Source organism: Luteimonas composti (genome assembly GCF_042678665.1).
Lineage (GTDB): Bacteria > Pseudomonadota > Gammaproteobacteria > Xanthomonadales > Xanthomonadaceae > Luteimonas > Luteimonas composti.
Genome location: NZ_JBHTKU010000005.1, coordinates 376666 through 389499 on the forward strand (window position 1 = coordinate 376666; position 12834 = coordinate 389499).

11 protein-coding genes and 1 other RNA gene are annotated in these 12834 nt (G+C 70.8%); all 12 read right to left on the reverse strand.

What is annotated here, in order from left to right; translation table 11 throughout:
- Window positions 1–8: 8 nt before the first annotated feature.
- A complete protein-coding gene (locus ACFQ2D_RS16580) occupies window positions 9–971 on the reverse strand; it encodes a D-alanine--D-alanine ligase (protein WP_280941578.1) in 963 nt (320 codons plus the stop codon).
- A complete protein-coding gene (gene murC, locus ACFQ2D_RS16585) occupies window positions 968–2416 on the reverse strand; it encodes a UDP-N-acetylmuramate--L-alanine ligase (RefSeq protein ID WP_280941577.1) in 1449 nt (482 codons plus the stop codon). Before murC ends, ACFQ2D_RS16580 begins: the two co-directional genes overlap by 4 nt.
- Window positions 2413–3729: a putative lipid II flippase FtsW gene (gene ftsW, locus ACFQ2D_RS16590; RefSeq protein ID WP_280941608.1), complete on the reverse strand. Its 1317-nt coding sequence runs from the start codon at window positions 3727–3729 to the stop codon at window positions 2413–2415. The genes murC and ftsW overlap by 4 nt, the downstream gene beginning before the upstream one ends.
- A gap of 23 nt (window positions 3730–3752) precedes the next feature.
- Window positions 3753–4838 (reverse strand): phospho-N-acetylmuramoyl-pentapeptide-transferase, encoded by a 1086-nt coding sequence (gene mraY / locus ACFQ2D_RS16595; protein ID WP_280941576.1) that lies wholly within the window; start codon window positions 4836–4838, stop codon window positions 3753–3755.
- On the reverse strand, window positions 4828–6207 hold the full coding sequence (locus ACFQ2D_RS16600) for a UDP-N-acetylmuramoyl-tripeptide--D-alanyl-D-alanine ligase (RefSeq protein WP_280941575.1): 1380 nt from the start codon (window positions 6205–6207) through the stop codon (window positions 4828–4830). The genes mraY and ACFQ2D_RS16600 overlap by 11 nt, the downstream gene beginning before the upstream one ends.
- Complete coding sequence (locus ACFQ2D_RS16605; protein WP_280941574.1) at window positions 6204–7676, reverse strand: UDP-N-acetylmuramoyl-L-alanyl-D-glutamate--2,6-diaminopimelate ligase; 1473 nt, start codon at window positions 7674–7676, stop codon at window positions 6204–6206. The genes ACFQ2D_RS16600 and ACFQ2D_RS16605 overlap by 4 nt, the downstream gene beginning before the upstream one ends.
- Window positions 7673–9496: a peptidoglycan D,D-transpeptidase FtsI family protein gene (locus ACFQ2D_RS16610; protein WP_280941573.1), complete on the reverse strand. Its 1824-nt coding sequence runs from the start codon at window positions 9494–9496 to the stop codon at window positions 7673–7675. The genes ACFQ2D_RS16605 and ACFQ2D_RS16610 overlap by 4 nt, the downstream gene beginning before the upstream one ends.
- The gene (gene ftsL, locus ACFQ2D_RS16615; protein WP_280941572.1) at window positions 9493–9756 is read right to left on the reverse strand and encodes a cell division protein FtsL; all 264 of its coding nucleotides are present in this window, start codon (window positions 9754–9756) and stop codon (window positions 9493–9495) included. The genes ACFQ2D_RS16610 and ftsL overlap by 4 nt, the downstream gene beginning before the upstream one ends.
- Window positions 9753–10706 (reverse strand): 16S rRNA (cytosine(1402)-N(4))-methyltransferase RsmH, encoded by a 954-nt coding sequence (gene rsmH, locus ACFQ2D_RS16620; protein ID WP_280941571.1) that lies wholly within the window; start codon window positions 10704–10706, stop codon window positions 9753–9755. The genes ftsL and rsmH overlap by 4 nt, the downstream gene beginning before the upstream one ends.
- Window positions 10703–11149: a division/cell wall cluster transcriptional repressor MraZ gene (locus ACFQ2D_RS16625; protein ID WP_280941570.1), complete on the reverse strand. Its 447-nt coding sequence runs from the start codon at window positions 11147–11149 to the stop codon at window positions 10703–10705. The genes rsmH and ACFQ2D_RS16625 overlap by 4 nt, the downstream gene beginning before the upstream one ends.
- Before the next feature lie 445 nt (window positions 11150–11594).
- Window positions 11595–12344 carry a hypothetical protein gene (locus ACFQ2D_RS16630; RefSeq protein ID WP_280941569.1) on the reverse strand — a complete coding sequence of 250 codons (750 nt, stop codon included), beginning with the start codon at window positions 12342–12344 and terminating at the stop codon, window positions 11595–11597.
- Between the two features lie 92 nt (window positions 12345–12436).
- Window positions 12437–12788: RNase P RNA component class A (rnpB, locus tag ACFQ2D_RS16635), an RNA gene on the reverse strand.
- Window positions 12789–12834: the final 46 nt, after the last annotated feature.

The following is a 12834-nucleotide window of genomic DNA, read 5'->3' on the forward strand; positions in this document are numbered from 1 at the left end:
CGCGGCGTTCATGCGGACGCCACCTCCACGGTCTGCTCGAGCACGCGCCAGCACAGCTCGGCATAGTCGATGCCCAGCTGGGCGGCGGCCTTCGGCACCAGCGAATGACTGGTCATGCCGGGGGCGGTATTGATTTCCAGCAGCAGCAGGCGGCCGCTGGCGCGCTCGCGCATCAGGTCGACGCGGCCCCAGCCGCTGCAGCCGGCGGCGTTGAAGGCCGCGAGCGCGAGCTCTCCAATGGCGCGCTCCTCGGCATCCTCCAGTCCCGGGCACAGGTACTGGGTGTCGTCCGCAAGGTACTTGGCGTTGTAGTCGTACCACTCGCCCGCTGGCACGATCCGGATCGACGGCAGCGCCACGTCGCCCAGGACGGCGACGGTGAGCTCGTCGCCCACCACCATCTCCTCGACCAGCATCTCGCCGCCGTACGCGCGCGCGACCTCGACCGCATGCGCGACGTCGGATTCGGCCACCACCCGCGCGGCGCCCACGCTGGAACCCTCGCACGAGGGTTTCACGAACGCCGGCAGGCCGACGGTCGCAATCGCCGCGGCCAGGTCGCCGCCAGCGGGCACGCGCGCGAAGCGCGGCGTCGGCAGGCCTTCGGCGATCCACACCTGCTTGGTGCGGATCTTGTCCATGGTCAGCGCACTGCCCAGCACGCCGGGGCCGGTGTACGGCACGCCCAGCGCCTCGAGCAGCCCTTGCACCACGCCGTCCTCGCCACCGCCGCGGTTGCCGTGGAGGATGTTGAACACGCGGTCCACGCGGCCGGCGCGGATCGCGTCGACCAGGGCCGGGATGCCGTCGACGGCCGTCGCGTCCACGCCGCGCGAGCGCAGCGCGGCGAGCACGCCGTTGCCGGAATCCAGCGACACCTCGCGCTCGGCGCTGGTGCCGCCCATCAGCACCGCCACGCGGCCGAACGCGGCCGGGTCGGTGACGCGCAGCGCGGGCACGGCCGGGCTCATCGCGGCACCTCCGCGAAACCTTCGCGCGCCAGCTGCTGGGCGGCGTGGCCGATGTCGCCGGCGCCCATCATCAGCAGCAGGTCACCGTCCTGCAGCACGTCCGGCAGCACGCTGGCCAGCTCCTGGGCGCCGTTGACCACGACCGGATCGATGCGGCCGCGCGCGCGGATGGCCCGCGCCAGGGCCTTGGCGTCGGCGCCCGCGATCGGCGGCTCGCCGGCCGGGTACACCTCGGTCAGCACCAGCGCGTCCACGTCCGACAGCACCGCGGCGAAATCGTCGAACTGGTCGCGGGTGCGGGTATAGCGGTGCGGCTGGAACGCCACCACGAGGCGGCGGTCGGGCCAGCCGCCGCGGGCCGCGTCGAAGACCGCGGCCAGCTCCTTCGGGTGGTGACCGTAGTCGTCCACCAGCTGCACCCGCGCGCCCTGCGCGGTACGCAGCTCGGCCAGCAGGTTGAAGCGGCGGCCGATGCCCTGGAACTTCTCCAGCGCCGCGGCGATCGCGGCAGGCTCCACGCCCAGCTGCCAGCCGATCGACGAGGCAGCCAGCGCGTTAAGCACGTTGTGGCGGCCCGGCAGGGCGAGCGTCACCGGGGTACGCGAGCCGTCCGGCAGGCACAGGGTGAAGCGCATCGCGGTGCCCTGCTGCTCGACGTCCTCGGCGCGCACGTCCGCGCCCTGCGAAAAACCGTAGGTCATCGCGTGGCGCGGCGTGTCCTGGGCCAGCCTCGCCACCTCGGGATCGTCCACGCACAGCACCGCCAGGCCGTAGAACGGCAACCGGTGCAGGAACTCGGAGAATGCCGACTGCACGCGGGCGAAGTCGCCGCCGTAGTTTTCCAGGTGGTCGGCGTCGATATTGGTGACGACCGCGATCAGCGGGTTCAGGCGCAGGAAGCTTCCGTCGCTTTCGTCGGCCTCGGCCACGAGCCACTGCCCGCCGCCCAGGCGTGCGTTGGCGCCGGCGGCGAGCAACTGTCCGCCGATCACGAAGGTCGGATCCAGTCCGCCCTCGCCCAGCACGCTGGCGGTGAGCGAGGTGGTGGTGGTCTTGCCGTGCGTGCCAGCCACGGCGATGCCGCGGCGGAAGCGCATCAGTTCGGCCAGCATTTCTGCGCGCGGCACGATCGGAATGCGCTGCGAGCGTGCCTCCATCAACTCGGGATTGTCCGGGCGGATCGCGCTGGAGACCACGATGCAGTCGCAGCCGAGCACGTTGGCCGCGGCGTGGCCGCGATGCACGGTCGCGCCCAGCCGCGTGAGGCGCTGGGTGGTCGCGTTGTCGGCCGTGTCCGAGCCCGAGACCTGGTAGCCCAGCGTGCACAGCACCTCGGCGATGCCGCTCATGCCGGCGCCGCCGATGCCGACGAAGTGCACGCGCGAGAACGCGCGGGCGATGCTTTCCTTGGTGAGCTCGCTGGCGGCGAGCAGGCGGCGGATCATGCGTTCCTCCCGAGTCCGCCCAGGGTCGGCTCGATGCGCGGGCGCAGGCGGCTGGTGCCGCGTGCGGCGGCCACCGCGGAAGGCGGCGGCTGGGTGGTGGGGGGCGGCGGCGCGGATTCGCCGCCCGGGGGCGCGCCCGCACCCATGCCGCGCAGGCGCGCGACCTGGCGCTGGGCGCGGTCGAGTTCGTAGGACACGCGCAGCAGCAGCCCGATCGCCACGCAGGTCATCATCACGCTGGAGCCACCCGACGAGATCAGCGGCAGGGTCAGGCCCTTGGTCGGCAGCAGGCCGAGGTTGACGCCCATCGAGACCAGGCTCTGCAGGCCGATCATCAGCGCCACGCCGAAGGCGACGTAGCCGGCGAAGTGGCGGCGCATCTCCACGCAGCGGTAGCCGATCCACAGCGCGCGCCCGACCAGGGCGGCGAACAGCCCGATCACGAACAGCAGGCCGAGGAAACCCAGCTCCTCGCCGATCACGCTGAAGATGAAGTCGGTGTGCGCTTCGGGCAGGTAGGAGAGCTTCTGGATCGATGCGCCCAGGCCGACGCCGGAGAATTCGCCGCGGCCGATCGCCATCAGGGCGTTGCTGAGCTGGTAACCGGCGCCGAGCTGGTCTTCCCAGGGGTTCCAGAACGAGGTGATGCGGCGCAGGCGGTACGGTTCGATCACCGCCACCGCGACCAGCGCGGGCAGCAGGCAGGCGACGGGAAGCATCATGCGCTTGAGGTGGCCGCCGCCGAGCAGCAGCATGCCCGCGGTGACCGCCAGCAGCATGGTGGCCGAACCGAAATCCGGCTGCATCAGCAACAGCGCCACGAGCACGATCGCCACGCCGATCGGCTTGAGCATTGCGCCCCAGCCGGCGTTGACCTCGTCGCGGAAGCGCACCAGGTAGCTGGCCAGCCAGACCAGGTAGAAGATCTTCACCGCCTCGACGATCTGGAAGTTCGAAACGCCCAGGTTCACCCAGCGGCGCGCACCGTTCACGGTGTGGCCCAGGCCCGGCACGAACACCATCAGCAGCATCAGCGCGCAGGCGCCGAGCAGAGCCTGCGGATACTTCTCCACCAGCTTGAGGTCGGTGCGCATCACCGCGGCGCACAGGCCGATACCGACCGCGAGGAACACGATGTGCCGGACGAGGTAGTAGAAGGGTCCTTCGCCGTGGTTGACCGCCACCGCGATCGAACTCGAGGCGACCATGACCACGCCGAAGGCGGCGATGGCCGTGGCGATCGCGATCAGCCAGCCGTCGTAGCGGCCGTCGATGGCCTCCAGGCGCGTGGCCTGGCGGCTGCTGTCGAACATGCGGGAGTCTGCGGTCACGGCCATCAGCGCACCTTCAGCGTGGCGAGGCCGACCAGCACCAGGATCACCGAGATGATCCAGAAGCGCACGATCACGCGCGGCTCGGGCCAGCCCTTGAGCTCGAAGTGGTGGTGGATCGGCGCCATCCGGAACACGCGCTTGCCGGTGAGCTTGAAGCTGGCCACCTGGATCATCACCGACAGCGTCTCGATGACGAAGATGCCGCCCATGATCACCAGCACCAGCTCCTGGCGTACGATCACCGCCATGGTGCCCAGCACCGCGCCCAGCGCCAGCGCGCCGATGTCGCCCATGAACACCATCGCCGGATAGGTGTTGAACCACAGGAAGCCCAGGCCGGCGCCGGCGATCGCCGCGCAGATGATGATCAGCTCGCCCGCGCCCGGTACCGGCGGGATCTGCAGGTAGCGCGAGAACTCGGCGTGGCCCGAGGCGTAGGCGAACACGGCGATGCCGCCGGCGACCAGCACGGTGGGCATGATCGCCAGCCCGTCGAGGCCGTCGGTGAGGTTGACCGCGTTGGAGAAGCCGACGATCCAGAAGTAGGCGATCGCCACGAAGCCGACGCCGGCCAGCGGCAGCGCCACCGACTTGAACAGCGGCACGTAGAAGGTCGTGGCCGCCGGCACGTCGGCGTAGAGGTACAGGTACAGGCCGGCGGCGAGGCCGAAGACCGACTGCAGCAGGTACTTCCAGCGCGACTTGAGGCCGTTGGGATCGCGCTTGACGATCTTGATCCAGTCGTCGTACCAGCCGATCGCGCCGAACGCCAGCATCACCAGCAGCACCACCCACACGTACTTGTTGCGCAGGTCGCCCCACAGCAGCACCGAGGCGGTGATGGTGAACAGGATCAGCGCGCCGCCCATGGTCGGCGTGCCGGCCTTGGAGAAGTGCGTCTGCGGGCCGTCCTGGCGGATCGGCTGGCCACCCTTGTACTGGGCGAGCCGGCGGATCACCGCCGGTCCCCACCACAGCGAGAGCAGCAGCGCCGTCAGCGCGGCGAGGATGCCGCGGAAGGTCAGGTAGCCGAACAGGCCGAACAGCCCCTCGACCTGCTGCAGCCAGCGTGCCAGTTCAAGCAGCATCGTGTTCCCCTGTTGCGCGCGCCAGCAGCGCATCGACGATGCGGTCCATGGCACTTCCGCGCGAACCCTTGACCAGCATCCGGACGCCCGGATGCAGGTCCGCGGCCAGTGCCGCGGCGAGCGCGTCGTGGTGGTCGAAATGCCGGCCGCCCTCGCCGAAGGCTTCGGCAGCGGCAGCGCTCAGCGGACCCAGCGCGTAGACGCGGGCCAGCCCCGCGCGGCGCGCGCGGCGCCCGGCCTCGGCGTGCAGGTCGCGGGCGTCGCCGCCCAGTTCGCGCATGTCGCCGAGCACCAGCCAGGCCTCGCCGCCGCCGGAGGCCAGGGTGTCGATCGCGGCGTTGAGCGAGCCGGGATTGGCGTTGTAGCTGTCGTCGATCAGGACCGCGCCGCCGGCCAGGCGGTGCTGGACCAGGCGACCCTTCACCGGCTGGGCGTCGCCGAGTGCGGCGGCGATCTCCTCCAGCGGGATGCCCAGCGCCAGCGCGATCGAGGCGGCGGCCAGGGCGTTGGAGACGTTGTGCCGGCCGGGCAGCGGCAGGACCACGTCGACCTCGCCGGTGGGAGCGACGAGCACGAAGCGCGACCCGTCCGCATCGCTGGACACGGCGCGGGCGGTCACGTCGGCGCTGGCCTCCAGGCCGAAACGCAGCAGGCGCCGGCCGTGGGCGCGTTCGGCGAAGTACGGCGCGAACGCGTCGTCGGCGTTGATCACCGCGACGCCGTCGTGCGGCAGCGCGTCGTAGACCGCGGCCTTGGTGTCGGCGATGCCGAGCAGGCTGTGCATGCGCTCCAGGTGCGCCGGCGCGATGTTGTTGACCAGGGCCACGTCCGGGCGGGCGATGGCGGTCAGGTAGGCGATGTCGCCGGGCTTGCCGGCGCCCATCTCGTACACCGCCACCTCGGCGTCTTCCGGCGCGTCGATCACCGCCAGCGGCAGGCCGATCTCGTTGTTGCGGTTGCCGGGGTTGGCATAGGCGCGCAGCGAACGTGCGGCGATGGCGTGGACAAGCTGCTTGACGCTGGTCTTGCCGTTGCTGCCGGTGATGCCGACGACCCTGGTCGTGCGCGAGCGCTGCATCGCCGACGCCAGCGCAGCCAGCGCGCGCTCGGTGTCGGCCACCACCACCTGCGGCAGCGGCGCGTCCACTTCCCGCGAGACCAGGGCGGCGCGCGCGCCGCGATCCGCCGCGGCGGCGACATGGTCGTGGCCGTCGAAGCGTTCGCCCTTGAGCGCGACGAACAGCGTGGCGCGTCGGTCGCGCGCGTCCAGCGTGCGCGTGTCGGTCGCGACCGCGTCGATCGGCAGGTCGTCGCCCAGCAGGCGGCCGTGGGTCCATTGCGCGATGCGTGCCAGCGCCATCGGGGTCATGCGCCGCCTCCCAGCGCCTCGCGGGCGACCACGCCGTCGTCGAACGGATGCTTGACGCCGGCCACTTCCTGGTAGGTCTCGTGGCCTTTGCCGGCGACCAGGACGATGTCGCCGGCGCGCGCGCGGGCGATGGCGCCGGCGATCGCGGCGCGACGGTCGCGCTGCACGATCACGCGCGCGGGCTCGGCGAAGCCGGCGAGGATACCTGCGACGATGGCGTCGCCGTCCTCGCCGCGCGGGTTGTCGTCGGTCACCACCACTTCGTCCGCCAGGCGCTCGGCGATGGCCGCCATCTGCGGGCGTTTGCCGGTATCGCGCTCGCCGCCGCATCCGAACACGCACACCAGCCGCCCGCGCAGGTGGCCGCGCAGCGACTGCAGCGCCTGCTCCAGCGGGTCGGGCTTGTGCGAGTAGTCGACCACCACCAGCGGCCGGTCGCCGCCGCCGAGGCGGTTCATGCGCCCGGCAATCGGCTGCAGCCGCGACAGCACGCCCGCGATCGCGTCCACCGGCTGGCCGAGGGCGTGCAGCACGCCCGCCACCACCAGCAGGTTGTCGACGTTGAAGCGGCCCAGCAGCGGCGACCGCACGCGAGCGACGCTGCCGGCCAGGTGCAGGTCGAACGCGATGCCGTCGGCATCGAGCGCGACGTGCGTGGCGCGCACGTCCGCGTCGTCGGCGCCGCGCGCGCTGGTGCCGATCGCCTGCAGCGATCCGGGCAGGTCCAGCGCGAGGCGGCGCCCGTAGGCGTCGTCCAGGTTCACCACCGCCGTGCGCATGCCCGGCGTGGCGAACAGGCGGGCCTTGGCCGCGCCGTAGGTCTCCATGTCGCCGTGGTAGTCGAGGTGGTCGCGGCTGAGGTTGGTGAACACGCCGACCGCGAAATGCACCGCGTCCACGCGTCCCTGGTCGAGCGCGTGCGAGCTGACCTCCATCGCCACGGCCTGTGCGCCCTCGTCGCGCAGTTGCGCGAGCAGCGCATGGGTCTGCAGCACCAGCGGCGTGGTGAAGCCGGTGGCGCGCGCCTGGCCGTAGAGGCCGGCGCCCAGCGTGCCGATGGTGCCGGCGCGGGTGCCGCACAGCTCCAGCGCCTGCGCCAGCAGCTGCACGGTGGAGGTCTTGCCGCTGGTGCCGGTGACCCCGATCGTGGTCATCCGCCTCGAGGGCTGGCCGTGGAAGGCGTCGGCCATCGCGCCCATGCGCGCGCGCAGGCCCGGCACCGCGATCGCGTCCGCCGGCGGCGCCGGCACGTCGGCGGGCACCGGCGGTTCGAACAGGATGGCCGCGGCGCCGGCTTCCCTGGCCTGCGCGGTGAAGTGCAGGCCATGTGTGCCGAAGCCGCCGATCGCGACGAAGCCATCGCCGGGGTGCACGTCGCGGCTGTCAAGCACCAGGCCCGACACGGCGAGCCCAGCCGGCACGCCGGCCACGTCGGGCAGCAGCTGCGCAAGCGGCATGGCGCGACTCATGGCGCCGCTCCCCGCTGCGCGGCGGACGCTGCCGGCGCGGCCGCGGCCAGCGCACGCGCGCGCTTGGCCTCTTCGGCCGACTGCGCGGCGATCCAGGTGTCGATGTCGTCCGGCGGCACGTCCATCAGCCGCAGCGCGCCCTCCATCACCCGCGCGAACAGCGGCGCGGAGATCCAGCCGCCGCCATAGGTCGAGCCGCCCCCGGACGTGTCGGGATCGTTGACCACCACCGTCACCGAGAAGCGCGGCCGTTCCACCGGCACCAGGCCGGCGAAATAGGCGATGTAGCGCCTGGCGTAGCCGCCGCCGGAGGACTTGCGCGCGGTACCGGTCTTGCCGGCCACGTGGTAGCCCAGGATCGCGGCGCGGGTGGCGGTGCCGCCCGGCTCGGTGACGGTCTGCATCATCTCCACGACCTGGGCGGCGATCGCCGGGTCCAGCGCCTGCTGCGTCTCGCCGCTGTGGCCGCCCTTGACGAAGGTGGGCGTGACCAGCCGACCGCCGTTGCCGAGCGCGGCGTAGGCGCGCGCGATCTGCAGCGGCGTGACCGACAGCCCGTAGCCGTAGGACAGGGTCTGCTTGGTGGTGCCGCTCCAGCGCTCGGGCGTGGGGAAGGTGCCCGGCGCCTCGCCGGGGAAGCCGCTGCCGGTGCTGCTGCCGAAGCCGAAGCGGCGCAGGAAGGCGTCGAAGCTGTTGTCGGGCAGCAGCTTGACGATCTTCGACACGCCCACGTTCGAGCTCTTGGTGATCACCCCGGTGGTGTCGAGCACGCCGTAGTTGCGGAAATCGCTGGTGCGATAGCGGCCGTTGGGGATCCAGCCGGGACTGGTATCAAAGCGCGTGGTGGGCGTGATCACGCCGGCTTCCAGGCCGGCGGCCACCGTCAGCGGCTTCATGGTCGAGCCGGGCTCGAGGAGATCGGTGACCGCACGGTTGCGGTACGCGTCGCGGTTCTCGCCGCTGACGCGGTTGTTGTTGTACGAGGGCAGGTTGGCCATCGCCAGCACTTCGCCGGTGGCCACGTCCAGGATCACCACCGAGCCGCTGGCCGCGCCGGTCTCGAGCAGGGTGCGCTTGAGCTCGCGATAGGCCAGGAACTGGATGCGGCGGTCGATGCTCAGCACCAGGTCCTTGCCCGGTTCGGCCGGACGCAGCAGGTCGACGTGCTCGACGATGCGGCCGTGCCGGTCGCGGATCACCTTCTGCAGGCCGGGCGTGCCGCGCAGCCATTCGTCGAAGGCCAGTTCCACGCCCTCCTGGCCCTGGTCGTCGATGTTGGTGAAGCCCAGTACGTGCGACACCGCCTCGCCCTGCGGATAGAAGCGGCGGAACTCGCGCTGCGAGAACACGCCCGGGATCTTCAGCGCCAGGATCTTCTGCGCCACGGCCGGGTTGATCCGGCGGTGCCGCGGCACGTACATGAACTCCTTGTCCTTGCGCTGCGAGACGTAGCGGGTGAGGTAGTCCAGCGGCAGGTCCGTGGCCTCGGCCAGGCGCGCGATCGCGGCCGGGTTGTTGGCCAGCTCCTGCGGATTGGCGTACAGCGACTCCACCGGCGAGGACACCGCCAGCGGCTCTCCGTTGCGGTCGGTGATCATGCCGCGCGAGGTCGGGATCGGCACCTCGCGCAGGAAGCGCGCGTCGGCCTTCTGCTGATAGAAGGCGTTGTCCACCAGCTGCAGGTCGACCGCCCGCACCACCAGCGCCACCGCGCACAGGGCCATCGCCCCGCCGACGAGCATCAGCCGGCCCTGCAGGTTGAACTGGGCGCGCGGGCGCGGCTTCTTCGCCGAACCGCCGGAGGTGCGGATGAACTTCATGGACGCACCACCACGATCTCGTCCGTGGCCGGGAACTTCATGCCCAGGCGCGTACGCGCGACCTGGTCGATGCGGTTGCTCTCGGCCCAGGTGGCCTGTTCCAGCTGCAGCCGCCCGAACTCGATGTTGAGTTCGTCGCGGGCGCGCTCGAGTCGGGTCAGCTGCACGTACAGCTCGCGGTGCTGGTGGCGCGCGTGCACCACGCCGATGGCGCTGATGGCGTTGGCCACGACCAGCACGGCGACGAGCAGGCGGGTCATGGCCGCGCCCCCGTGGCCAGCTTCTCGGCCACGCGCAGCACCGCGCTGCGGGCGCGGGGATTGGCCGCCAGCTCGTCCGGGCGCGCCTTGGCCGCGTCGCCGATCGCGCGCAGCGTGGGTACGAAGCCGGTCGCCTCGGGCAGGCGGCGGTTGCCCGGCGGCGCCTTGGCGCGCGCGGCGATGAAGCGCTTGGCGATGCGGTCCTCGAGCGAATGGAAGCTGATCACCGCCAGCCGCCCGCCTGGGCGCAGCGCGTCGTGCGCGGCGGCGAGGCCGCGCTCGAGATCCTCGAGTTCGCGGTTCACGTGGATGCGGATCGCCTGGAACGAGCGGGTGGCCGGATGGATGTCGTGGCGGCCGCGCGGCACCACGGAGGCGATCAGCTCGGCCAGTTCGGTGGTGCGGGTGAGCGGCTGCGTGGCGCGGCGGGCGACGATCGCGCGCGCGATGCGCCGGCTCATGCGTTCCTCGCCGTAGGTCCACAGCACGTCGGCGATCTCGCTCTCCTCGGCGCGCGCCAGCCACTGCGCCGCGCTCTCGCCGCTGTCCGGGTCCATGCGCATGTCGAGCGGACCGTCCTTGCCGAAGCTGAAGCCGCGGCCGGCCACGTCCAGCTGCGGCGAGGACACCCCGAGGTCGAGCAGCACGCCGTCCAGTCCGGCGGCCACCGCATCCCAGTGGCCGAGGTCGGCGAAGCTGCCGCGGCGGATCGCGACGCGTGCGTCGGCGCCGAACTCGCGTCCGGCGACCGCAACCGCTTCGGGATCCTTGTCCATCAGCAGCAGCCTGCCTCCCTCACCCAGCCTCTCGAGCACGCCGCGCGCATGTCCGCCGCGCCCGAACGTGCCGTCGAGATACGTCCCGTCCTCGACCACGCGCAGCCCTTCCATGACCTGCTCGAACATCACCGGAAGGTGCGCGGCGCGGGCGTCCGCAGCACCCCCGCTCACAACTGCAGTCCAACCAGTTCGTCGCCGAAATCCTCGTCCGCCAGCGGCGTCTCGATCTGCGCGCGGTGGGCCTGCTCGCTCCACAGTTCGAACTTGTCGCCCATGCCCAGCAGCACGGCCTTCTTCTCGATGCCGATGGCGGCGCGCTGGCTGGCGGGGATCGGGATCCGGCCGTTGCCGTCGGGCTCGACGATGGCGGCCGCGCCCACCAGCTTCAGCTGCAGCGCGCGATTGGCGGCCTTGAGCCGGGGCAGCGCGTTGACCCCGTCGCGCACCTTTTCCCAGGTGGCATAGGGGTAGATGTAGAGCGAGCCCTTCTCGAAGGGGTTGTAGGTGATCACCAGGCGATTGCCGCACTCGGACGCGACGAGGTCCCGGTAGCTGGTCGGGATCGCCAGCCGGCCCTTGTCGTCGATCGTGATGGCGGTCTCGCCCTGGAACACCACATCCTGCCCGGAGGTGCCCGTCTGCGGCGGGCTTCAGCATCGGAAAACCACGAAATTCCCGGTTTCCCCACGAAGCGCCACCTTATGGACGGGTCATGGGGATGTCAACAGCTTTGATGTGGAAATTTCATTAATCCGGTCAATGACTTGCGCGATAGTTCACAGACTTGTTCAAGCCTTATCCACAAGCTGCTGATTAGTCTCAAATTTTGAGAATCGGCGAATATTTCGCCTCCGGGGCGCTGTCGGCCACGCGACCAGCCCACCGCTTAACAGGACGGTCCGGACAAACGGGGTGGACGAGGCGGTGGCCCGGCCAAGGCGCTCGCCAGGCTGCCTGACGGCCCAGACGGCGCCGTCTGCCGCCGGTGGCGACGGAGAACCTCGCCGGCACCGGCGTCCCGCGCCTGCCCCAGCCACGCCGGGTCGCGGCGTGCCTCCATCACACGGGGCCGGGGGGGGGGGGGCCGCCCGCGTGACCAGGGCCGGAGGCTGGCCAAAAAAAAGCTGCGGCCCCCGCAGGGACCGCGGCCGGAACAGCAGGCGCCGGGATCAGAAGCGCTGCTGGTACTTCATGAACACGAACCGGCCGATGTCGAAGCCGCCGTAGTAGGCGAAGCTCGAGTTGGCCTGGTCGTACGACGGCGCCGCGTAGTGGTTGAACACGTTGTTCGCACCCACCGCCACGGTGGCGTTCCAGGGGGGTCTTCACCGAGAACTGGACGTCGTGGAAGGTGTTCGAACCGGTCCGGTTCATCGGCACGATCTGGCCCTGGGTATCGGGCGCGGCGTAGTTCGGATCGCTGCAGAACTCGTCGAAGTAGCACTCTTCCTTCATCGCCGAGTAGTAGCGCATGCCCCAGTTCGCCGAGTACGGACCGTTCTCCCAGTTCAGGTTCAGGTTCGAACGCAGGCGGAAGCTGCCGCCGAAGCTGACGTACACCGATTCGGGCGTGTCCGCGTCGTTGGTGGTCTTGAGGTTGTTCTTGGAGACGTAGGTGTTCTGCCAGGTCGCCGAGAAGTTGCCGTACTCCGTGCCCAGGCGGTAGGACACGTCGAAGTCGAAGCCCTCGGTCTCCTGGTAGCCGGCGTTGCGCAGGCCGTAGGTGAGGTCGTCGAGGATCCCGGTCTCGCGAGGGCAGTGACCATTGCCGAATCCGGGCCGGCCGTGGCCGAGGCCGACCTTCGGCACAACGGCGGCAAAGCCCGCCCGACAGCTGAGTCTTGCGCACGGCCCCCCTCCTCTCTCTCCCCTGGGGCCGTGCGCATTTTTTTGTCTGGAGGCGGCGGAGCCGGCCTGTAAGCCGGGTTCTGTCGAGGACAGTCATTCCTCTAGGCGCAGCGTCGCCGCTACGCTCAAGCAACCTACCCGGAGACACCGCGGGCCGCGGCATAGCCTCCCTATTTGGTCTTGCTCCCGGTGGGGTTTGCCGTGCCGGCCTGTTGCCAGGCTCGCGGTGCGCTCTTACCGCACCATTTCACCCTTGCCACGCATTCCGTAGAACCGTTCGGCGGTATCTTTCTGTTGCACTTTCCGTCGGCTCGCGCCGCCCAGGCGTTACCTGGCACCGTGCCCTGAGGAGCCCGGACTTTCCTCGGCATCCGCGAGGGATGACGCGACTGTCCGGCCGACTCCGCCGCGTGCATTGTCGCACGTGCCGGGCGCGCCGGGCCGCGCGGAT